The following is a 20,459-nucleotide window of genomic DNA, read 5'->3' on the forward strand; positions in this document are numbered from 1 at the left end:
GCGGGTGGCTAGAACTTGTTGTCCGCAATGCGTAGCTGGCGTGCGCGGGACAGGATCGCATCCTCGACCGCGCGGGTGGTTGCGGCACTGACCGGAGCACCGCCACTGGTTTGCAGCGAGACAGTCAACGAGCGCGCCGCCAGCGCCGGGTCACTGATATGGACCGTCGCCCGATACGATCGCCCGCCACCCGGCGGCTTGCCATAGCCGGTCACGATCACACCGGTAAACGGGTCAACTTCCTGTACTGGAAGGAAATTCAGCACATCCAGCGAAGCGCGCCACAAATAGCGGTTCACATTTGTGACCTGCTCGGAGTTGTTCGGTCCGAAGACATCCCAGATCGTTGTACGGCCCGGATCGCTGAGTTCGCGTTCCTCGGTCGAAGAGCCATCGACAGTCAACGAGCGTGCATCCCCCGGCAATGGCTGGCTGCGCCCGCAGGCGGCGACAGCGGCGGTCAGTATTATCAAACCCAGAATCGTTTTCAGGCGCATCGTCGACAGGTCCTGCTTCATTGGTTTTGCGTTGTTGGTTGATACTCCTAGACAAGGCGCAGTGCAGCAACAAGCCTATTCTTTTCTTATATTGGCGCAGAATGCGGGTTCCGGGGGTGGAAATCGACTGTGGCATCCTTGCACCAATCCGGGGCCAATGCAGGCGACGCAATTAAGGTAAGCTTGCGCGAAGGGGGCAAAAAGAGCGAAACGGTGTCCGTGCTGAGACATGTGCTGAGGCATATGTCGAGTAGAAAAACTTTTGAAACCGAGGGAAACAAGATGAAAAAAGTTCTCTTCGCATCGACCGCTCTGATTGCAACCGCAAGCGTTGCAGCGGCTGATGTTCGCTTCAGCGGTTACGGCCGTTTTGGTATCGGCTACCAGGAAGACCGTAGCTTCTCGACCTCCGCCGTTGTCCGCTCCGTGACAGCCGGTGGTGCTGTCACCACCACAACCCTGACTGCATCGGTTCAGGGCTCGGACACCATCCTGGTATCGCGCTTCCGTCTGAACATCGACGCAAACGTTGAAACCGACGGTGGCGTAGAGTTCTCGGGTCGTGTTCGTCTGCAGGCTGACGAAAACGCGGCAACCGGCGAAGCCAACTCGGCTGGCCTGAACGGCGCACGTTTCTCGGTCATCTACGGCGGTCTGCGTGTTGACGCCGGCAACGTATCGGGTTCGTTCGACAACTTGGCAAACTACTACGGTAATGAGCCGGGCCTGGAATCGTTCATCGGCCAGTACTCGGGCGTTGACTATGACTTCCTAGCCTATTCGTCGACCGGTTCGGGCGCAAACGCTGTGTTCTTCCAGTACGCAGTTGGTGATTTCGCCTTCGGCGCGTCGTACGACCAGGTTGACGCTGTGACCTCCACAATCGGTACCGTCGCTGGTGGCCCGGCTCTGACAACCGTCGTCGGTTCACGCGACCGTTGGGACCTCAGCGCGACCTACAGCTTCGGCAACATCACTGCCGCTGTTGCTTACGGTCAGACCGACGCTCCGAGCGGTGGCAGCAAGCCTAGCCTGGCTGTTCTGACCCTGGGTGGCGAATGGGGCGACTTCTCGGGCACCCTGTTTGTTGCTGACGATAAAACCCGCGTAAGCGGCACCGACGGCACCGCATACGGTCTGTCGCTGGCTTGGAACGTTGGCGCAGCAGCCACCATCACCGCAGCATACGGTGACGGTTCGGCAAGCAACGACACCCGTCAGTATGGTATCGGCGCTATCTACGACCTGGGCGGCGGTGCATCGCTGCGCGGTGGTGTAGGCAGCTCGAAGCCGGGCGGCGGAAGCAGCACCATCCGTGCTGACTTCGGTGCTCAGTTCAACTTCTAAGTTGATCTGAAACCGCAAGGTTTGAGGGCAGGTCGAAAGACCTGCCCTTTTCTTTTGTGCCGACTTGGTGTTTGTCTGCGCAGGTAGGCAGATTGAGGAACCCCATGTCGCTGCAGGAAATCACCGACCGTATCGCCAAGGCGGAAATTGCCAATGGACGGCCCGCTGGCGCGGTAAAGCTGATCGCCGTTTCCAAGGTTCAGCCCGATGAACGGGTTCAGGCGGTGCTGGATCAGGGCCATCGGTGTTTCGGTGAAAACCGGGTGCAGGAAGCAGCAGGAAAATGGCCCGCCTTCAAAGAGCGGTACGACGGCATTGACCTGCATCTGATCGGCCCGCTGCAAACCAACAAAGCACGTCAGGCGATGGAACTGTGCAACGCGATCCACTCGGTTGACCGCCCCAAACTTGCCAAGACACTGGCGCGTCTGGCGCAGGAACTGGGCCACTGCCCTGACCTTTTCATTCAGGTGAATACCGGGGAAGAGGAGCAGAAGGCCGGAATCATGCCTTCAGATGCGGATGCGTTTGTTGCCGAATGCCGTGACCTCGACCTGCCAATTCAGGGATTGATGTGCATACCTCCGATAGAGGAGGAGCCTTCGCTGCACTTCGCCCTGCTGGCAAAGATCGCAGCACGAAACGGCTTGTCCGGGTTGTCCATGGGCATGAGCGGGGATTTCGAGAAAGCCATCGCGCTGGGTGCAACGCATGTTCGCGTCGGTTCGGCAATTTTTGGCGAGCGGGTCAGGCCGCAGGGATAATCAATCGCGTGCCTTGGGCGACACGCCTGGCAATCCATTTCAGATGGTCCCGGCGAAAGGCCACGCAGCCTTCGGTGGGAAACCCCTGTCGCCGCCATTGATGAATAAAGATGGCCGAGCCGCGCCCTGGAATCGCGTCGGGCCAGTTCCAGTCAACGACGAGCACAAGATCGTACAAAGGGTCTGATCTGCGCAGTTTCTCGTGGCTGTGGGCGTAAGGCGCCCGTACCAGATGGTTATAACCCGCATCCTGCATGTCGTCAGACCATAGATCCCCCGGACCGATCGGACGCGCCCATGGCACGGGCCGACAGATGCGGTCCGGCCGGTACAGCATGGCCACAATCCGGTGCGTTCCAACCGGTGTTGCGCCGTCGCCTTCGCGCTTGTCCGCGCTGATCCCGCCTTTGCCGATGGCGCAGGGGAAGACCCGACCCCGAAACCGGACACCGCGCGGCGTCAGCACAAGATCATTTGGTGTCACAGCAGATGGCCCGACTTTGCCGCCTTGGTCGCCAGATACCCCCGATTATGCGCCGTTTCGCCAACTTGCAGCGGCACCCGTTCGGTTACGGCGATTCCTGTTTTCTCCATCATCGCAATCTTTGCCGGGTTGTTGGTCAGCAGGCGGACTGCGTTGAAGCCAAGGGATTTCAGAATATCCGACCCCAGGCGAAAATCCCTCTCGTCATCCTCAAAGCCCAGGCGGTGATTGGCCTCGACCGTGTCAAACCCTTGATCCTGCAGGAAATATGCGCGCATCTTGTTTGCCAGCCCGATGCCGCGACCCTCCTGATTGAGATACAGCAGGACGCCGGCACCTTCCGTGCCCATCTGGGCCAGTGCCCCGCGAAGCTGTGGGCCGCAGTCGCATTTCAGGCTGCCCATCAGATCGCCTGTAAAACAGGCCGAGTGCAATCTGGCCAGAACCGGCTTGCTCCGATCCGGGCGTCCGATCTCGATGGCGTAGTGTTCTTCTCCGCCGTCTTCGGGGCGAAAAATGTGCAACCGGCCTGCCTCGGACACTTCCATTGGCAGGCGCGCTGCAACGACTTCGTGCAAGGCGCTGCGGTCGGCCAGATGAGGTGCCGCGCGCGTATGATCAATGCAGGTCAGTCCATGCGCTGCCGCAAAGGCGCGGCCGTCTTCGATTGCGGTGACAACAGCGGAAGGCAATAGGCGGGCGGATTTCGTCAGCGCAATCGCGATCCGGTGCAGATTGGCATGTCCCTGACGCTCGGACATCAGGGGGCCTTTCATCGGTGCGTTCAGATCGTCTGACGGATCGGCGACGGCCTGCACCCATCCAATATCCGCATCCGCCGGAAGGATCACGCGCGCCAGATCGCCGTCATAGGCCCGCGCCTTGAGCGTTTCCGCCCGCCGTCCGGTGATCGTGACAACCGGGTCGCTGCCAAGACCCCTGAGATCGGCAAGCCTTTGCGCGCTGAGTGTTTCCGACGCCAGGGCCAACACGCTAAGCCCGCCGTCATCTGTCAGGACCACAGGCAGGCCCATGCGCAGATCTGCCCGCGCCCGTGCCAGCAATTCCGAGATGTCTGGAATGAGACTCATCCGTGTTATCCTATAACGTTTCGTCCATCAGGTAGCCTGATCCGCGGAAAATGTGAAACATTTCCTATACGTCAGACACGAGGTCGTGAGACAGTTGCAGCAAATCTTGTTGATTGCATATTCCACACGCAAGTGATGCAAAAGGCATAGGAGGACGGGAACATGGCTCAGCTCAAGAAAATTCTGCTTGTGGATGATGACGAGGATCTGCGCGAAGCTCTGAGTGAGCAGCTTGTGATGACCGAGGATTTTGATGTCTTCGAAGCATCCGACGGGTCGTCAGCCATGGAGCGCGCCCGCGAGGCGATCTACGATCTGGTGATTCTTGATGTTGGCCTTCCTGACACCGACGGGCGCGAACTATGCCGCCTGATGCGTAAACAAGGTGTAAAAAGCCCGATTCTGATGCTGACTGGCCATGACAGCGACGCCGACACCATCCTGGGTCTGGACGCCGGCGCAAATGATTACGTCTCGAAACCGTTCAAATTTCCGGTTCTTCTGGCTCGCATCCGTGCCCAGCTGCGCCAGCACGAGCAATCTGAAGATGCGGTGTTCGTCCTGGGCCCTTACACTTTCAAACCGGCGATGAAGGTGCTGATCACCGAAGAGGATCGCAAAATTCGCCTGACCGAGAAAGAAACCAATATTCTCAAGTTCCTGTACCGGTCCACCGACGGCGTTGTTGCCCGCGATGTCCTGCTGCACGAGGTCTGGGGCTACAATGCAGGTGTCACAACCCACACGCTGGAAACTCATATCTATCGCCTGCGCCAGAAGATCGAGCCCGACCCGTCCAATGCGCGCCTTTTGGTCACAGAATCGGGTGGCTATAGACTCGTTTCGTAACTGGGTGTGGATTGAGGTGGATCAAAGTGATACTCTGTAAACATATTTAAGGTGATCGTATCCCGCGCATGTCCGGGTCATGACATGTACCTCCCTGTTGGACTGCCGGGCCTCCGGGCCCGGCTTTTTTTATTGCAACCGAAGGTTTACGTGTGAATTTCGGCGCTCCGGCCGTGTGGTTGCGCGCTGGCGTTATGTTAAGTCAGTTGTCTTTCCAGCGGTCTTCATACTCTCCGAGCAATCTGGACATTGTCAGCAGTGATGCGAAAAGCCGGGCGTAAACGTCCCGTGACAACATCGGTTTGTTGTCGTCCAGCAACTGCACGAGATCGCTCACACCTTCGGCAAAAGTATCGCACACCTGGTGGTCCGCGATCGTGGGGTCCAGCGTCCAGATGCCGTTCTGATCGTAGTACGCTGCAGGCTGCGGTTCGTGTTCAATCATGGTGTGGCCTCATTCATCCGATGCACACCTGTGACCGCGACATACAGCGGGCAAGCCTGTTGGCAGGAAGTCACAAGAAATTGGCAAACTCGATAAAGCGATGAAGAAAACGAGCGCCTCACATCAAATTACATGCGGGTTTTTTTTCTCATGGCACCCTGACCACCGGGGCGTTAGGTTGCACCAACCGCGATACAGGAGACCTTCCACATGCCCTTCACAATTGCCACATGGAACATCAACTCGGTCCGGCTGCGCGAACCTATCGTGTTGAAATTGCTGCGGGAAGAGGCCCCCGACGTTCTGTGTCTGCAAGAGTGCAAGTCACCGGTTGAAAAAATCCCGACCGAAGGGTTTGCCGAGTTGGGCTATACCCATCTGATCGCGCGGGGTCAGAAAGGGTATAACGGCGTAGCCATCCTGTCGCGTCTTCCGCTGGAGGAGGTGGGCGACAAGGATTTCGCCGGGCTGGGTCATGCCCGCCATATCGCCGGGCGGCTGGAAAACGGCGTGGTGATTCATAACTTCTATGTCCCGGCAGGCGGCGATGTGCCGGACCGTGAGGTGAACGAGAAATTCGGTCAGAAACTGGATTACCTGACGGATATGCGGGACTGGTTCCATTCGGAGAAACCCGAAAAATCCATCCTGGTCGGTGATCTGAACATCGCCCCGCGCGAAGATGATGTCTGGTCGCACAAACAACTGCTCAAGGTGGTGTCGCACACACCCATCGAGGTCGAGCAACTGGCCGAAACGCAGGATGCGGGCGGTTGGGTCGATGTCACACGCAATGACATCCCCGAAGGCCAGCTTTTCAGTTGGTGGTCCTATCGGGCACGGGATTGGGATGCTGCGGACAAGGGGCGGCGGCTGGATCATGTCTGGGCGACGCCTGATATTTCGAACGCGGGTCATTCCAGCCGCGTTCTGCGCGAAGCGCGCGGTTGGGAGAAACCCAGCGACCATGCGCCCGTCTTTGCGACTTTCGACCTTTGAGCCCGCAACTCTACTATTGGTTTCTGCCCTTTGTGGTTGCATATAGAGGCCAAGTTCGAACGAGAGAGTGTAAGCCATGGAATTTCTGAACGCCGCAGCCGGCGCTGATGTCACCGATCTGATCAAGGACGGAACCGAGGCCACGTTCATGGCCGATGTTGTTGAAGCGTCGCAGGAAACTCCGGTCATCGTCGATTTCTGGGCACCGTGGTGCGGGCCGTGCAAGACGCTAGGACCCCAGTTGGAAGAGGCCGTGACCGCCGCCAAGGGCGCGGTGAAGATGGTCAAGATCAATGTGGATGAGGCCCAGATGATCGCCTCGCAGATGCGCGTTCAGTCGATTCCGACCGTCTATGCGTTTTTCCAGGGCCAGCCCGTTGACGGGTTTCAGGGCGCGGTGCCGGGTTCCGAGGTCAAGGCGTTTGTGGACCGCGTGATCGAAGCGGCCGGCGGCCAAAGCCCGGGCGGACAGTTGGATGATGCCGTTCAGGCCGCCGAAGAAATGCTGGCTGAAGGGGCCGCCGTCGATGCGGCGCAGACCTTTGCCGCCATTCTGGGCGAAGATCCGAACCATGCCGGCGCCTATGGTGGTTTGGTGCGTGCGCATATCGCGTCTGGCGATCTGGAACAGGCCGAAGCCATCCTGAACGGGGCACCGGTCGAAATCTCCGGCACAGCCGAGCTTGAGGCCGCGCATGCCCAGCTGGAACTGGCCAAACAGGCAGCCGACGCAGGCCCGGTGGCCGAGCTGAGCGCCGCCGTCGAAGCCGAACCCGGCAACCATCAGGCCCGGTTCGATCTGGCGCAGGCCCTGCATGCCAATGGTGATGTCGAGGACGCGGTGGCGCAATTGCTGGAACTGTTCCGCCGGGACCGCGAATGGAACGACGGAGCCGCCAAAACCCAGCTGTTCACGATTTTCGACGCGCTCAAGCCAAATGACCCTGTGGTTCTGAACGGGCGGCGCAAGCTCAGCTCGATGATATTTGCCTAATTCCGGATCAGGGCTACACTCGGCTACATGATGCATCCCGCCGATCTGCCGGAAACGGTATCCGTTTTTCCATTGCCCGGGGCGCTGCTGTTGCCCCGTTCTCGCCTGCCGCTGCACATTTTTGAGCCGCGTTATCTTCAGATGCTGGACGACGCGCTCAAGACTCAGGAACGGCTGATAGCCATGGTTCAGCCGAATCCGTGCCAAAGCGATGAAAGCAAGCTGCACCAGATCGGATGTGCCGGGCGGGTGACACAGTTTTCCGAAACGGAAGATGGCCGATATCTGATCACACTGACCGGGATTTCGCGGTTTCGGGTCAAATCCGAACTGGATGCATTTACGCCCTATCGACGGTGCTCGGTCTCGTGGGATGGGTTTGACCGCGATCTGGGCAAGGCGGAACAGGATGACGGGTTCAATCGCACAAGGTTTCTGAATCTTCTGGAGCGATTCTTTTCCTCACGCCATCTGTCGACGGATTGGGACACGTTGAAGGACGCAGATGATGAGTTGCTGGTCAACTCTCTGTCGATGCTGCTGGATTTCGACCCCGAGGACAAACAGGCTCTGCTCGAGGCGCCCTGTCTGCGCACCCGGCGTGAAACGCTTGTGACGCTGATCGAATTCGCCCTGCGCGGCGGCTCTAACGAGGAAAAACTGCAATGAGCGAACCCGACACCACTTTTGATCGCCGCATGCTCGAGGCGCTGATCTGCCCGCAAACCCATACGACGCTGCATTTTGATGCCGAAAAGCAGGAGCTTGTGTCGAAAGCCGCAAATCTCGCCTTTCCGATCCGCAACGGCATCCCGGTGATGCTCGTGGATGAAGCACGAGAACTCGACTGATCGTCTCAGGGTGCCCGGCGGCGTTTTAGATCGCGCGCCCCTGCAGCAGTTTTGGCAGGTCTCCGGTCAGCCCGGCGGCCTCGCGCACAAAGCCCCGGCGCAACCCGGGCATAGAGCCGACGATGCCCATGCCGATGTCGCGACCGAACCGCAGCAGCGGGTTGTCGTTGGAAAACAGCTTGTTGAACACATCCGTCGCCATGGCCAATGCGGCTGTATCGAACCGCCGCCACTCCTGATAGCGTTCCAGCACCAGAACCGAGCTGAAATCCTCGCCCCGCCGTCCGGCCAGCGTCAGCACCTCGGCCAGCGCGCCGACATCACGCAATCCGGCGTTTAATCCTTGCCCCGCAATCGGGTGCATGCCGTGCGCGGCATCCCCAACGAGTGCCAACCGCTCGCCGATGAAGGAATTGGCGATGGTCAGGTTCAGCGGGTAGGTGAACCGGTCGCCCTGCAAACGGATGTCGCCCAGGAAATCCCCGAACCGGGGGCGCAGGACCTGCAGATAGTCGGCTTCTGACAGGGCGTTGATGCGCCGGGCCGTGTCGGTCCGTTCACTCCAGACAATGGAGCTGCGATTGCCGGTCAGCGGCAGAATAGCCAGTGGACCTGGCGGCATGAAGAACTGGTGGGCAATGCCGTGATGGGGCAGGTCATGTTCGATTGCGCAGACCAGCGCCGTCTGCCCATAGTCCCAGCCGGTGCGCCTGATGCCTGCCCGCGCGGCAGTGCCGCTTCGGCGCCCGTCGCATCCGACAAGCAGGCCGCCGGTCAGAACAGAGCCGTCGTCAAGCGTCAGAGACACGCCCGTTGTATCGCATTCCTGCGCAACGACTGTTTTCCCGCTCAGCTGCGTGATGCCCTTTTCCTCGGCCATCGCCTCAAGAAAGGCGCGACGCAGATGGCGGTCTTCGACCATGTAGCCCATCGGGCCTTCTTCGATCTCGGCATGGTCGAAATGCATGAAGAAGGGCGACGGGCCGGCCCCGGCATGCCCGTCGGTGACCTTGATCTCGAGCATCGGTTGCGCGTGCCCGGCAACCCTGCTCCAGACGCCGGTCGCCGCCAGCAATCTTTGCGAAGCAAGAGCAAGTGCGTAGGCCCGGCCGTCAAATGCGGCGTCCTTGCGCACGGTCTCGGCCAGCGCGTCGATTACCGTTACAGAATGCCCGGTCTGCGCCAGTGCCAGTGCCAGTGCGGGGCCGTTCAGGCCGCCGCCAACGATCAGGATATCCGAAGCCTTAGTCATGCCCCGCAATATGCGCGCCCTTTCGGGATTGTCCATGTGCGGTCGTGTCGCTACCGTCCCCTCATCGTAGATAAATGGAGGTGAGGGATGCAGGAGTGGCTGACCATGACCGCGTGCGATCTGGGGCGCGGCATCGGAATGGGGCAGATCGACCCTGTGGATCTGACCGAAACCTATCTGGCGGCCATCGACGCGCATCCGCATCGTGATCGTATTTATGCCCGCGTTACCCATGACCGCGCCCGGGCCGAAGCGAAGGCCGCAAAGGAACGAGCTGGCTTGGGGCTGCGCCGATCCCTGCTGGACGGTGTGCCAATCAGCTGGAAAGACCTGTTTGACACGGCAGGCATCGCAACCGAGGCAGGCACGGCCCTGCTGAAAGGTCGCGTTCCGGATGCCGATGCCGTGGTCGTGCGCAACGCCACCGCCATGGGAACGGTGTGTCTGGGCAAGACACATATGAGCGAGCTGGCCTTTTCCGGCCTAGGACTGAATCCCATCACCGGTACGCCGCCCTGTATTGACGATGAAGAGGCGGTGCCCGGCGGCTCATCCTCGGGCGCGGCGGCTTCGGTAGCATGGGGGCTGGCGGCTTGCGGGATCGGATCGGATACCGGCGGGTCGGTACGCATCCCGTCGGCCTGGAACAATCTGGTGGGCCTGAAAACAACAGCCGGACGCGTCAGTCTTGAGGGCACTGTGCCATTGTGCCTGCGGTTTGACACGGTTGGGCCGCTGGCCCGTTCGGTCGAGGATGCTGCGCACGTGCTGGCGTTGTTGGAAGGTGGCACTCCCGCCGACTTGCGGGGGGCCAGCCTGAAAGGGCGGCGGTTTGCCGATCTGCAGAATGTTGCCAGGGATGATTTGCGGGACGGCCCGCGCAAGGCGCTTGAGGAAGCCCTGAACCGACTGCGAGAGGCCGGCGCGCAAATCGTACCGCTGGATGTTCCTGAACTGAACGACGCCATGGGTCTGACTAGTGTAGTCTATACGACAGAAGCGTATGGGCTGTGGCGTGACGTGATCGAAGCGAACCCCGATGCCATGTATCCGGAAATTCTGGAACGATTCCGCATCGGCAAGGCGCATTCCGGCCCGGACTACGTAGCGGCCTGGTCCAGGCTCAAGGCCTGCCGCAGCGCATGGGACGCCGCAACCGCCGGGTTTGACGCGGTTCTGGCCCCGACGGCACCCATTCTGCCGCCGAATCTGGACCGTCTGATGACCGACCATGACTACTACGTCACCGAAAATCTGCTGGCCCTGCGCAACACGCGCATCGGCAATCTGATGGGTTTGGCTTCTCTGACTTTGCCCACCGGAACACCCGGTTGCGGATTGATGATGCTAGGCTATCCCGGTTCGGAAGAAGCGCTGTTACGGCTGGGATCTGCGGCCGAATCCGCGTTGGCCTGAATGCCACAATCCCCTGATTCGGCACCTCTTTGTCTGGACGAGGCGGGGTGCGCCCTGTAATCTGCCAAAAAATCGGGACAAAAACGATCCCGGCATTGAGGCAGTTGTTATGAATTTCCCCGAGCGGTTTTCGGACCTACCGGCATATGCATTCCCGCGTCTGCGCGCCCTGTTGGATCACCATCAGCCGGGCGGTGAGGTCATTCATATGACTATCGGCACGCCCATGCATAATTTCCCGGCGTGGGTGACGGATATCATCGCCGAAAACGCTGCTGATTTTCAGGGATATCCGCCGAACGAAGGCTCTCCCGTGCTGCGGGGTGCGATCACCGATTGGATCGAACGTCGTTACGGTGTTTCGCTTGATCCCGAAACCAACGTGATGGCCCTGAATGGCACACGCGAGGGTCTGTATAACGCAGCTATGGCGCTGTGCCCGGAGCTGAAAAACGGCCAGCAGCCGATCGTGCTGTGCCCGAACCCGTTTTATCAGGTCTACATGGTCGCCGCGATCTCGGTCGGGGCGCAGCCGGTTTTTGTTCCGGCCACGGCCGCCACTGGTCACTTGCCGGACTATGCCGGTCTGCCCGAGGACGTGCTGAACCGAACTGCGGTGGCCTATATCTGCTCGCCCGCCAACCCGCAGGGCGCGGTTGCGTCGCGGGACTATTGGGCTGAACTGATCCGTCTGGCCGAGAGATACGATTTCCGCATCTTCGCCGACGAATGTTATTCCGAGATTTACCGCGACGAAGTTCCGACAGGTATTCTGACCGTGGCGCAGGAACTGGGAGCGGATCCTGAGCGGATCGTCCTGTTCAATTCGCTGTCCAAACGATCCAATCTGGCCGGGCTGCGTTCGGGTCTGATTGCTGGTGGACCCGAGACGATCAAAAGGGTCAAACAGCTGCGGGCCTATTCTGGCGCGCCTCTGCCAGCGCCTTTGCAGGCCGCTGCCGCCAAGGTCTGGGCGGATGAGGCGCATGTAAGGGAAAACCGCGCGCTTTATCGGGATAAATACGCCATTGCGGACGAGGTGTTCGCTGGCGTGCAGGGCTATATGCCCCCCGAGGCCGGGTTTTTTCTGTGGCTGCCAGTCGAAAACGGCGAGGAAACAGCGTTGAAGCTGTGGCAGGAGACCGGGGTGCGTGTCCTGCCAGGCGCATATCTTTCACAAGGTGATCCGGGCCAGAACCCGGGCGAGCAATTTATCCGGGTCGCCATGGTGGCCCCAAAAACAGAGTTGCAGCGCGGGCTGATCACGCTTCGCGACTGCATCTATTCGTGAGGTACGAGGGCAAAATGGCATCATTGAACGCGCGCAACCGCGATCCTTTACTGGACAGCACAACGCAGGCCGCGATTGAGCGGCGCAGCAAGGAATTGATCGGGATCGCCCTGATCCTGCTTGGTTTTGCGGCAGCGGCAATGATCTGGTCCTACACGCCGGATGATCCGAACTGGATGGTATCGACAGACGCGCCGGTGCAGAACTGGATGGGCCGTATCGGGGCCTCGATCGCTGCGCCTCTGTTCATGATCGTGGGCTGGGGAAGCTGGAGCATCGCTTTGGTGTTGATTGGCTGGGGCATCCGCTTTGCCGGTCACTTCGGCGAAGATCGCGCCGTTGCGCGCCTGATCTTTGCGCCGATCTGGATCGCGGTTGTATCGGTTTATGCAGCGACTTTGGTGCCGGGCGACGCATGGCGCGCCACCCACAGCTATGGTCTGGGCGGTTTGTTTGGCGATACCGTGATGGGTGCGTTGCTGACATTGTTGCCGATTTCCTCGCATTTCATGGTCAAGCTGATGTCGCTGGCGATGGCGGTGGGGATGCTGGCGCTGGGCGTTTTTGTGCTTGGGTTTACCAAAGACGACGTCCGGCGCGGGTTCCGGGCTTTCCTGCTTGGTCTTGTTCTGTCCTACGACATGCTGATGAAGGGTCTTGGCCGCAGCGCATCTGCCACGGCCCAGGCCGCGCGTGACCGCCGCGCGCGGTGGGAAGATCGCAAGGCCGCCCGGATCGAGGCTGATGACCTCGTGTTCCAGGACGATATGGATTTTGCCGATCCTGTATTCGAAGAGCCTGAATTCGGGCCCGGGCCGCAGAAAACCGGGCTGCTGGCGCGGATGCCCGCGTTGATCCGGCGACCGGAACCGATGCCGGAACCCGAGCTTGTCGACCCTGAACCGGTTGCAGGTTTCGACGAAATGCCGGGAGAGGATCGTATCCGTTCGAAAATTTCGGCAGCCGTTCGCAGCCGCCGGGTCGCCACCGGTGAGATGACGCCCGAACCCGATCCGAACCTTCCGCTGACCAAGGGCCGCGGCAGAGGGCCCGACCCACTGATCCTGAACACAGCGCGGGCCGGAGAATTGCCGCCCGAGCCACCCATTACTGCGGCCGGGTTGCCACCCGAACCGCCGTTGACTTCAGGGGCGGCGCCCGAATGGCAGGCGCCTGAGCCGAACGCGTACGTGCCTGAACCCGATCACATGCAGGGCTTTCAGCCGGAACCCGATTTTGACGACGACGACGTTTTTGAGGACGCGCCCGAACCCGCGCCAGAGCCGCGCACGGCAATGAAAATCCCGGTGGCCGAGCCTCGCAAACCGGTCGTGGCACAGCCTGTGCGCCGCAGCCCGCCTCCGTCGCGTCGTGCTCAGGCCGAAGCGCAGCCGACCTTGTCGTTCGAGGAACGGCATTCGGATTTCGAATTGCCGCCGCTGGGTCTGCTGTCCAATCCGGCCAGCATTCAGCGCCATCATCTGAGCGATGAGGCGCTGGAGGAAAACGCGCGGATGTTGGAAAACGTTCTGGACGATTATGGCGTCAAGGGTGAGATCGTCAGCGTCCGCCCTGGCCCTGTAGTGACCATGTACGAACTTGAACCGGCTCCGGGCCTGAAAGCCAGCCGTGTGATCGGTCTGGCGGACGATATCGCGCGGTCCATGTCCGCCTTGTCGGCGCGGGTTTCGACATTGCCGGGGCGTTCCGTGATCGGTATCGAACTGCCCAACGAAAATCGCGAGATGGTGGTGCTGCGCGAAATCCTCGCCAGCCGGGACTTTGGCGATGGCAACCACGCGCTGCCTCTGGCATTGGGCAAGGATATTGGCGGGGAATCCGTCGTGGCGAACCTGGCCAAGATGCCTCACCTGCTGATCGCGGGTACCACGGGCTCCGGTAAGTCGGTGGCGATCAACACCATGATCCTGTCGCTGCTGTATAAGCTGACGCCGGATGAATGCCGCCTTATCATGATCGACCCAAAGATGCTGGAGCTGTCCGTTTATGACGGCATCCCGCATCTGCTGTCCCCGGTTGTGACCGACCCGAAAAAGGCGGTTGTGGCTCTGAAATGGGTCGTGGGCGAGATGGAGGACCGCTATCGCAAGATGTCCAAAATGGGCGTGCGCAATATCGCGGGCTACAACGGCCGCGTGAAGGACGCGCTGGCCAAGGGCGAACTGTTCAGCCGCACGGTCCAGACCGGGTTTGACGATGACACCGGCGAACCCACATTCGAGACCGAAGAATTCGCGCCCGAGGCGATGCCCTACATCGTCGTCATCGTCGACGAGATGGCCGACCTGATGATGGTCGCGGGCAAGGAAATCGAAGCCTGCATTCAGCGACTTGCACAGATGGCGCGGGCTTCGGGTATTCACCTGATCATGGCCACGCAACGTCCGTCGGTCGACGTGATCACCGGTACGATCAAGGCGAACTTCCCGACGCGGATTTCGTTCCAGGTGACCTCGAAAGTCGACAGCCGTACCATCCTTGGTGAAATGGGGGCTGAGCAACTGTTGGGGCAGGGCGACATGCTCTACATGGCGGGTGGGGCCAAGATCACCCGCTGCCATGGGCCATTCGTTTCGGACGAAGAAGTCGAGGAAATCGTCAACCACCTGAAACAGTTCGGCCCACCGGACTACATGAGTGGGGTGGTCGATGGCCCGGCAGAGGAAACGGCTGACAATATCGACGCTGTTCTGGGCCTGAATACCGGTGGAAACACCAACGGTGAGGATGCCCTGTACGATCAGGCAGTCGGGATTGTAATCAAGGATCGCAAATGCTCGACCTCGTACATTCAGCGGAAACTTGCCATTGGCTACAACAAGGCCGCGCGGCTTGTTGAGCAGATGGAAGACGAAGGCGTTGTTTCGTCAGCAAATCACGTCGGCAAACGCGAAATCCTCGTCCCCGAGCAGTAGGATATTTAATAACAAGGGCAAAGCGCTTATCTGGTGTCTCATGAAACAGATAGCCTTTGCCCTTGCTTTGACACTGGCCGCGCCTGCGGCCTGGGCGGCAGACAAACTGCCATTGTCGCAGATTTCAAAATACCTGAACGATATGAAAACCGTTCAGACGTCGTTCACTCAGGTCAACGATGACGGATCGCTAAGTACCGGAAAGCTTTGGATTCAACGCCCCGGCAAGATGCGGTTCGAATATGACCCCCCCAATGATGCCGTCGTTCTGGCGCGCTCCGGATCCGTGATGATCTTTGATCCGAAATCAAACCAGCCGCCCGAGCAATACCCTCTGAACCGGACACCGTTGTCACTGGTGCTGAAGCGAAATGTAAATCTGGGTGAGGCGAATATGGTGGTGGGGCACGAGTTTGACGGGACCGCCACAATCGTTACGGCGCAGGACCCCAAAAACCCCGACGCAGGCCGGATCGAGCTGATGTTTACAGGCGATCCCATTGAGCTGCGTAAATGGGTGATTCACGACAATGCCGGGGGGCAGACCACGGTCCTGCTGGGCGCATTGGAAACAGACGGACGCTTGAACCAGAGCCTGTTCTCACGCCCGAATTAGGACAGGCCGGGTAACTGCCGGCCTGCGCAATGGTGTCAGACTCGGCAGGACGCCAGCTGGGCCTGATAAAGACGCGCACGCGCATCGACATCATCCGCCACGTTCAGCAACCAGGATTTACCGTTGTAGGTGCCACGCGCAAAGCCGGCGTGACCTTCGTGATAGGCCAGGTACTGGTTGCGGGTGTCGCTGGGGTGGATGCCGTTGCGTTCGTAGCTTTTGTTCATGTACCAGCCGATGAAGTCCGACGCGTCGCGAATGCGATCCCGCTTGGCGCGCCGTTTTCCGGTTTCGCGCTGATATTGCTCCCACGTGCCATCAAGGGCCTGGCTGAAGCCGTAGGCGCTGCTCTGACGGCCTAGCGGGATCACTCCCAGTGCGTATTTGTGCGGGGTTCGTGCATCGTGGCGATAGCGGCTTTCCTGATAGATTGTCGCCATCTGAACGTGAATGGGCACCCCCCATTTCCGTTCGGTGGATTTGAACGCCTTGATATAGTCCGGCCTTTCGCGCGCAATACTGCACGCGTCATTCAATCTGCTGGGCGGTTGCTTGGAACCACCCCCACAGGATGCCAAAAGCAGCACCCCAAGGAGTACAACTAGAATTCTGCTCATGTGCCTCGTGCCTTTTTTGTTCATTCTAGCGCAGATTGTAGTTTGAGGAAATCACTTTCGTTACAGAACAATAGCCAGAATGACAGGTAATGCCCCCACGGAAAGAAGAGTCGAGACCATGACCATTCCGGCAACCGCGTCTGAATCGGCCTTGAACCGCTCGGCCAGAAGGTACGATGTGACTGCCACCGGGGTGCACATCTGTAAGACCAGCACACCGAATGCCACGGCCCCAAGATCGAACGTCACTGCAACGGTCCAGCCCAAAACAAAGCAAACGCCAAGCTTCAAAACTGACAGCCAGATTGCCTGCCCCAGCCTGTCGGTGGTCAGCCGTGCAATCGCGACGCCGAGCGTGATCAGCATCATGGGCACCGCCATCTGCCCCAGCAGCTCAAGCGTATTGGTCAGAAACAAGGGCGTTTCCCAGCCTTGCCACAAAAACAGGGCGCCAAACAGCGTTGCCCAGACCATCGGCTCGCGTATGACTTTGCCAAACGCGCCTTTTCCGGCCACCAGATAGATTCCGTAAGTGAATGAAAACAGGGCCGTGACCGCAAGAAAGATCACCGCATAGCCCAGTCCGGCCTGCCCGAATGCAAAAATACACAGAGGCAGCCCAAGATTTCCGGTATTCCCGAAAATGAGCGGCGACAGATACGTGCGCTGCTCCAGTTTCAAAAGATGAACGGTCACTTTGAAGACCACGGCAAGTGCCAGATTCCCGGCAATGGTGGCCAGCGTGAACCGTGACAGATCCCCGCCCGGAATTTCGGTCTGCATCAGGGCGACGAAGATCAGACTTGGCACGGCCAGTGTCATCGCAAACCGTGTCACGAACTGCAAACGGTACTCGAATCCCAGCCTGACCCAGGTAAACCCAATCCCTGAAAGCAAAAATACCGGAGCGACAATTTCGAACACTGTCAGTAGTAGGTTCACAGACTGTTTCCCTGAATTTCAGATCAATGATTGGCATTTTGGCCCGGAAAGAGGTAGTAAGACCTCCGGGGGCTGAAACAATGCTGAAGACAAATGCCAAATACGGCTTGGGCCAGGTGGTCCGCCATAAGAAACATCCCTTTCGAGGGGTGATTTTTGACGTGGATCCGGAGTTCTCGAATACGGAAGAATGGTATCAGGCGATTCCTGAAGACAGTCGGCCGATAAAGGATCAGCCGTTTTATCACCTGCTGGCTGAAAACGACCAATCCTTCTATGTTGCTTATGTTTCAGAACAAAATCTGGTTGCCGACCAGTCCGGAGAGCCGGTTGAGCACCCCGACATTCCCAACATGTTCGGCCCGTTCGAGGATGGCGCGTATCCGCTGCACTTTCATCTGAACTGATAACCGCATAGCTGCCGCCTTCCGGTCGCCGAAACTCAATACCCAAGCGCACATCCGTCTTTTCTGGGGTCACTAGCCCCCTCAAGAACACCGCTTTCACAGATTCGGATCGCCTGTGCACCGCCGAGGGGTGTGTCAGGAATTGAAACAGTGTGGCCAATGTCAGACAATTGTTGCGCTACTGCTTGCGGATATCCGCGTTCCAGTTTCAGTACCCCACCATCGGCAAAGGCGCGCGGCGCATCGATGCAGCCCTGAAGACTCAAATCAAAATCGACAAGATTGGACAGGAATCTGGCGTGTCCGGTCGGCTGGTAGGCCCCGCCCATGACACCGAATGGCATCACTACCCGGCCGTCCTGTTTCAGCATCCCGGGAATGATCGTGTGCATCGGGCGTTTTCCACCGCCCAGCTCATTGGGGTGCCCGCCTTGCAGCGTAAAGCCCGCCCCGCGGTTCTGCAGCAGAATGCCATATTTTTCAGACGCGATCCCTGATCCGAAGCTGTGGAAGATCGAGTAGATGAGAGATACGGACATCCGGTCCCGGTCGACCACCGTGATATAGACGGTATCCTTGTGAACGGACTCGGTCAGCCGTGCGGCGGCCGCCATTGCGCTTTTGGGATCGATAAGCGCTGCCAGCCTGTCTGCAATATCCTGATCGGTGAAACGTTCGGCCCTGGCCGTATGATCGGGGTCCGCAATGAATCGGTTGCGGGCATCGTAGGCCAATTTGGTGGCCTCGGCCTCGATATGAACCCTTTGCGCACCAAAAGGGTCCATCCCGGCCAGATCAAAGTTCTTCAGAATATTGAGCAACAGGATCGCAGTCGCCCCTTGCCCATTGGGCGGGTGTTCGACAAGGTCCGTGCCTTTGTAGTGCCCGCTCATTGGGTTGGTTTGCGTCCATCTGGTGGCTTGAAAGTCGTCTGATGTGTGGACCCCACCCAGTGTGTTCAAGGCGGAAATCATGTCTTGCGCGATGTCACCGGTGTAGAATGCTTCGCGCCCGTGACGAGCAATTTGGCGCAGAATCTCCGCCTGACCCGGAGCGCGAAAGACCTGACCTGTTTCCGGGGCCTTGCCATCGATCAGATAGTGGTCGCGGGCCGCACCCTGCAATACAGCCGCGCCGGATTTCCAGTCGAAGGCCACTCGTGCGGCCACCGGAACACCGGTCTCCGCGTAGTCGATGGACGGTTGCAAAATCGCCTCAAGCCCCAGCCGTCCTTCCGTTTCCGCCAGGTGGCAAAACGCATCAACAGCACCCGGAACTGTCACCGCATCCGGAGTGTTCAGGGGCACGGTCTTCAGGTCCTTTGCGCGCAACGCCTCTGCATCTGCTGCTTGGGGCGCGCGGCCTGAACCGTTCAGCGCGCGAATTTCGTTCTCGCCTGCGCGATTGAACAGGACAAAACAATCGCCACCCAGACCGGTCATTTGTGGTTCGCAAATACCCAGCAAAACCGCACCGGCGATGGCGGCGTCCATCGCGTTTCCGCCCTGCGCCAGTATGTCCAGCGCCACCTTGGCCGCCAAAGGGTGTGACGTCGCACACATGCCTTCGGTCGCCAGTACTTCGGAACGTCCGGGTTTGTGCAAATCGCGCATGACGGGGCTCTCCTCATTGAACGCGCAGACCGTATCGCGCGGCAGAGGAATGTCCAGTCAACTTGAGGGGAGGTTCCTCGGCGCCGGTCACTGGGTGGGGGCTGTGATGCTAGGCGCCGAGGGAAGCTATCTGAGCTACAAGACCCTTTTGCCAATTATTTGCGGCGCGACAATGTTTCGATCTGGGCCTTATTGTGGCCATTTTGGGTCAATTCGCCTCATCCGGGAAATCGAAGCGCAAAGACAACCTATTGCACCCTTCGCGCCGTTCATAATGGATGGCGCTGGTCAATTGGTGAATCAGGAACCATCCGAATCCCCCTTCGGGCAGACTCTGTCTGGTTGCGTTGACGTCCGCCGGAATAACATCGGGCACTCGACGCCCCGGCAAAGGGTTGCCGGTATCCGTAATGATAATAACAAGCCGATCCCTGTGCCGGCGGCACCTGACAAGAACACGGGCTGGGCGATGCCTGCATAGGCATGTTCAACCAGGTTGTTTATCGCCTCGGCCAGCGCGATTTTGACGTCGCTTGCCTTTGGCGCGGGCAATCCGCGCTCGGCGAGGCCGGCGCTAAGACGGGCGATACCCATGCTCGCCTCAGCTTCGGTTGCGGCAAAGCTCAGTTCCAGAAAGTCATGATCATGAACAGAAGCCACGCGAATGGTTTCCTTTGCAACTTTAATCCGCAGTCGGCGTCAGGGCGTCTTCCAGCGTCGCAAATAATCGAAAAACTGTATCCATGCGGGTCAGCCGAAATACTTTCTCGACAAACGGATGCAGACCCGCCAGATCCAGGCTGCGGTCATCGCCAAGCTGTTTCATGGATGCGACGATGGCACCCAGTCCGCTGGAATCGATGAATTCGACATCCGACAGGTCCAGCACCACCCGGCCCGCGCAGCCGTCGGTCTGATTGCGCATATCTTCCTTGAACTGTATCGCAATGGCGGCGTCGATCCGGTCTGCCTGAACCTTGATCACCTGCGTCTCACCGGTTGCCGTACTGATCAGACCCATGTCCAATTGCCCTCCAGAATGAAAAAT

General features: G+C 59.2%; 22 protein-coding genes and 1 pseudogene. 12 read left to right on the forward strand and 11 right to left on the reverse strand.

Features of this window, described 5'->3' with window-relative positions:
* Positions 1 to 8: 8 nt before the first annotated feature.
* Positions 9 to 497 carry a DUF3576 domain-containing protein gene (locus tag AC2FIR_RS02925; RefSeq protein WP_496745216.1) on the reverse strand — a complete coding sequence of 163 codons (489 nt, stop codon included), beginning with the start codon at positions 495 to 497 and terminating at the stop codon, positions 9 to 11.
* A gap of 282 nt (positions 498 to 779) precedes the next feature.
* Between AC2FIR_RS02925 and AC2FIR_RS02930 the strand changes: the two genes are divergently transcribed.
* Positions 780 to 1,844, forward strand: a complete 1,065-nt coding sequence (locus AC2FIR_RS02930) for a porin (protein ID WP_496745092.1) — start codon at positions 780 to 782, stop codon at positions 1,842 to 1,844.
* 104 nt (positions 1,845 to 1,948) lie between these two features.
* Positions 1,949 to 2,608, forward strand: a complete 660-nt coding sequence (locus AC2FIR_RS02935) for a YggS family pyridoxal phosphate-dependent enzyme (protein WP_321249586.1) — start codon at positions 1,949 to 1,951, stop codon at positions 2,606 to 2,608.
* On the opposite strand, the gene AC2FIR_RS02940 is transcribed toward AC2FIR_RS02935, so the two are convergent.
* Together AC2FIR_RS02940 and ribA are read right to left on the reverse strand one after the other, a co-directional pair.
* A complete protein-coding gene (locus tag AC2FIR_RS02940; RefSeq protein ID WP_496761891.1) occupies positions 2,592 to 3,092 on the reverse strand; it encodes a L,D-transpeptidase family protein in 501 nt (166 codons plus the stop codon). The genes AC2FIR_RS02935 and AC2FIR_RS02940 overlap by 17 nt on opposite strands.
* On the reverse strand, positions 3,089 to 4,183 hold the full coding sequence (ribA, locus tag AC2FIR_RS02945; protein ID WP_480904440.1) for a GTP cyclohydrolase II: 1,095 nt from the start codon (positions 4,181 to 4,183) through the stop codon (positions 3,089 to 3,091). Before ribA ends, AC2FIR_RS02940 begins: the two co-directional genes overlap by 4 nt.
* 162 nt (positions 4,184 to 4,345) lie before the next feature.
* Here ribA and AC2FIR_RS02950 point away from each other — a divergent pair, with 162 nt between their 5' ends.
* On the forward strand, positions 4,346 to 5,032 hold the full coding sequence (locus AC2FIR_RS02950) for a response regulator transcription factor (protein ID WP_170614245.1): 687 nt from the start codon (positions 4,346 to 4,348) through the stop codon (positions 5,030 to 5,032).
* A 202-nt stretch (positions 5,033 to 5,234) separates the two neighbouring features.
* On the opposite strand, the gene AC2FIR_RS02955 is transcribed toward AC2FIR_RS02950, so the two are convergent.
* Positions 5,235 to 5,477 (reverse strand): hypothetical protein, encoded by a 243-nt coding sequence (locus AC2FIR_RS02955; protein ID WP_170614246.1) that lies wholly within the window; start codon positions 5,475 to 5,477, stop codon positions 5,235 to 5,237.
* Between the two features lie 210 nt (positions 5,478 to 5,687).
* Between AC2FIR_RS02955 and AC2FIR_RS02960 the strand changes: the two genes are divergently transcribed.
* The 4 genes from AC2FIR_RS02960 (at position 5,688) to AC2FIR_RS02975 (ending at position 8,321) form a co-directional block, all read left to right on the forward strand.
* Positions 5,688 to 6,476, forward strand: coding sequence for an exodeoxyribonuclease III (locus AC2FIR_RS02960; RefSeq protein WP_170614247.1), 789 nt, complete (start codon positions 5,688 to 5,690; stop codon positions 6,474 to 6,476).
* A 76-nt stretch (positions 6,477 to 6,552) separates the two neighbouring features.
* On the forward strand, positions 6,553 to 7,470 hold the full coding sequence (trxA, locus tag AC2FIR_RS02965; RefSeq protein WP_496761894.1) for a thioredoxin: 918 nt from the start codon (positions 6,553 to 6,555) through the stop codon (positions 7,468 to 7,470).
* A gap of 27 nt (positions 7,471 to 7,497) precedes the next feature.
* Positions 7,498 to 8,139 carry an LON peptidase substrate-binding domain-containing protein gene (locus AC2FIR_RS02970; RefSeq protein WP_170619278.1) on the forward strand — a complete coding sequence of 214 codons (642 nt, stop codon included), beginning with the start codon at positions 7,498 to 7,500 and terminating at the stop codon, positions 8,137 to 8,139.
* Positions 8,136 to 8,321, forward strand: a complete 186-nt coding sequence (locus AC2FIR_RS02975) for a Trm112 family protein (RefSeq protein ID WP_170614250.1) — start codon at positions 8,136 to 8,138, stop codon at positions 8,319 to 8,321. Before AC2FIR_RS02970 ends, AC2FIR_RS02975 begins: the two co-directional genes overlap by 4 nt.
* A gap of 25 nt (positions 8,322 to 8,346) precedes the next feature.
* Here AC2FIR_RS02975 and AC2FIR_RS02980 read toward each other — a convergent pair whose 3' ends face one another.
* Positions 8,347 to 9,609 carry an FAD-dependent monooxygenase gene (locus AC2FIR_RS02980; protein ID WP_496761896.1) on the reverse strand — a complete coding sequence of 421 codons (1,263 nt, stop codon included), beginning with the start codon at positions 9,607 to 9,609 and terminating at the stop codon, positions 8,347 to 8,349.
* Positions 9,610 to 9,660: 51 nt separating this feature from the next.
* Between AC2FIR_RS02980 and AC2FIR_RS02985 the strand changes: the two genes are divergently transcribed.
* The 4 genes from AC2FIR_RS02985 (at position 9,661) to AC2FIR_RS03000 (ending at position 15,832) form a co-directional block, all read left to right on the forward strand.
* A complete protein-coding gene (locus tag AC2FIR_RS02985; RefSeq protein WP_170614251.1) occupies positions 9,661 to 10,989 on the forward strand; it encodes an amidase in 1,329 nt (442 codons plus the stop codon).
* Positions 10,990 to 11,098: 109 nt separating this feature from the next.
* Complete coding sequence (locus tag AC2FIR_RS02990; protein ID WP_496761898.1) at positions 11,099 to 12,280, forward strand: aminotransferase class I/II-fold pyridoxal phosphate-dependent enzyme; 1,182 nt, start codon at positions 11,099 to 11,101, stop codon at positions 12,278 to 12,280.
* A gap of 14 nt (positions 12,281 to 12,294) precedes the next feature.
* Positions 12,295 to 15,216 carry a DNA translocase FtsK gene (locus AC2FIR_RS02995; protein ID WP_170614253.1) on the forward strand — a complete coding sequence of 974 codons (2,922 nt, stop codon included), beginning with the start codon at positions 12,295 to 12,297 and terminating at the stop codon, positions 15,214 to 15,216.
* Positions 15,217 to 15,256: 40 nt separating this feature from the next.
* Positions 15,257 to 15,832: a LolA family protein gene (locus tag AC2FIR_RS03000; RefSeq protein WP_170614254.1), complete on the forward strand. Its 576-nt coding sequence runs from the start codon at positions 15,257 to 15,259 to the stop codon at positions 15,830 to 15,832.
* 35 nt (positions 15,833 to 15,867) lie between these two features.
* Here AC2FIR_RS03000 and AC2FIR_RS03005 read toward each other — a convergent pair whose 3' ends face one another.
* Positions 15,868 to 16,449 (reverse strand): transglycosylase SLT domain-containing protein, encoded by a 582-nt coding sequence (locus AC2FIR_RS03005; RefSeq protein ID WP_170614255.1) that lies wholly within the window; start codon positions 16,447 to 16,449, stop codon positions 15,868 to 15,870.
* A 60-nt stretch (positions 16,450 to 16,509) separates the two neighbouring features.
* Complete coding sequence (locus AC2FIR_RS03010; protein WP_170614256.1) at positions 16,510 to 17,391, reverse strand: AEC family transporter; 882 nt, start codon at positions 17,389 to 17,391, stop codon at positions 16,510 to 16,512.
* A gap of 80 nt (positions 17,392 to 17,471) precedes the next feature.
* On the opposite strand from AC2FIR_RS03010, the gene hspQ reads away from it, so the two are divergent.
* The gene (gene hspQ, locus AC2FIR_RS03015) at positions 17,472 to 17,798 is read left to right on the forward strand and encodes a heat shock protein HspQ (protein ID WP_170614257.1); all 327 of its coding nucleotides are present in this window, start codon (positions 17,472 to 17,474) and stop codon (positions 17,796 to 17,798) included.
* 35 nt (positions 17,799 to 17,833) lie between these two features.
* Here the strand turns inward: hspQ and AC2FIR_RS03020 are convergent, their stop codons facing one another.
* The 4 genes and pseudogenes from AC2FIR_RS03020 to AC2FIR_RS03035 form a co-directional block, all read right to left on the reverse strand.
* Positions 17,834 to 19,411 carry a gamma-glutamyltransferase family protein gene (locus AC2FIR_RS03020; protein ID WP_170614258.1) on the reverse strand — a complete coding sequence of 526 codons (1,578 nt, stop codon included), beginning with the start codon at positions 19,409 to 19,411 and terminating at the stop codon, positions 17,834 to 17,836.
* Between the two features lie 208 nt (positions 19,412 to 19,619).
* On the reverse strand, positions 19,620 to 19,802 hold the full coding sequence (locus tag AC2FIR_RS03025; protein WP_480552851.1) for an ATP-binding protein: 183 nt from the start codon (positions 19,800 to 19,802) through the stop codon (positions 19,620 to 19,622).
* A gap of 116 nt (positions 19,803 to 19,918) precedes the next feature.
* Positions 19,919 to 20,005: pseudogene (locus tag AC2FIR_RS03030) on the reverse strand (ATP-binding protein); the annotation flags it as partial.
* 88 nt (positions 20,006 to 20,093) lie between these two features.
* Complete coding sequence (locus tag AC2FIR_RS03035) at positions 20,094 to 20,432, reverse strand: STAS domain-containing protein (RefSeq protein WP_170614259.1); 339 nt, start codon at positions 20,430 to 20,432, stop codon at positions 20,094 to 20,096.
* Positions 20,433 to 20,459: the final 27 nt, after the last annotated feature.

The sequence above is a fragment of the Ruegeria sp. CDSB136 genome, assembly GCF_059610965.1.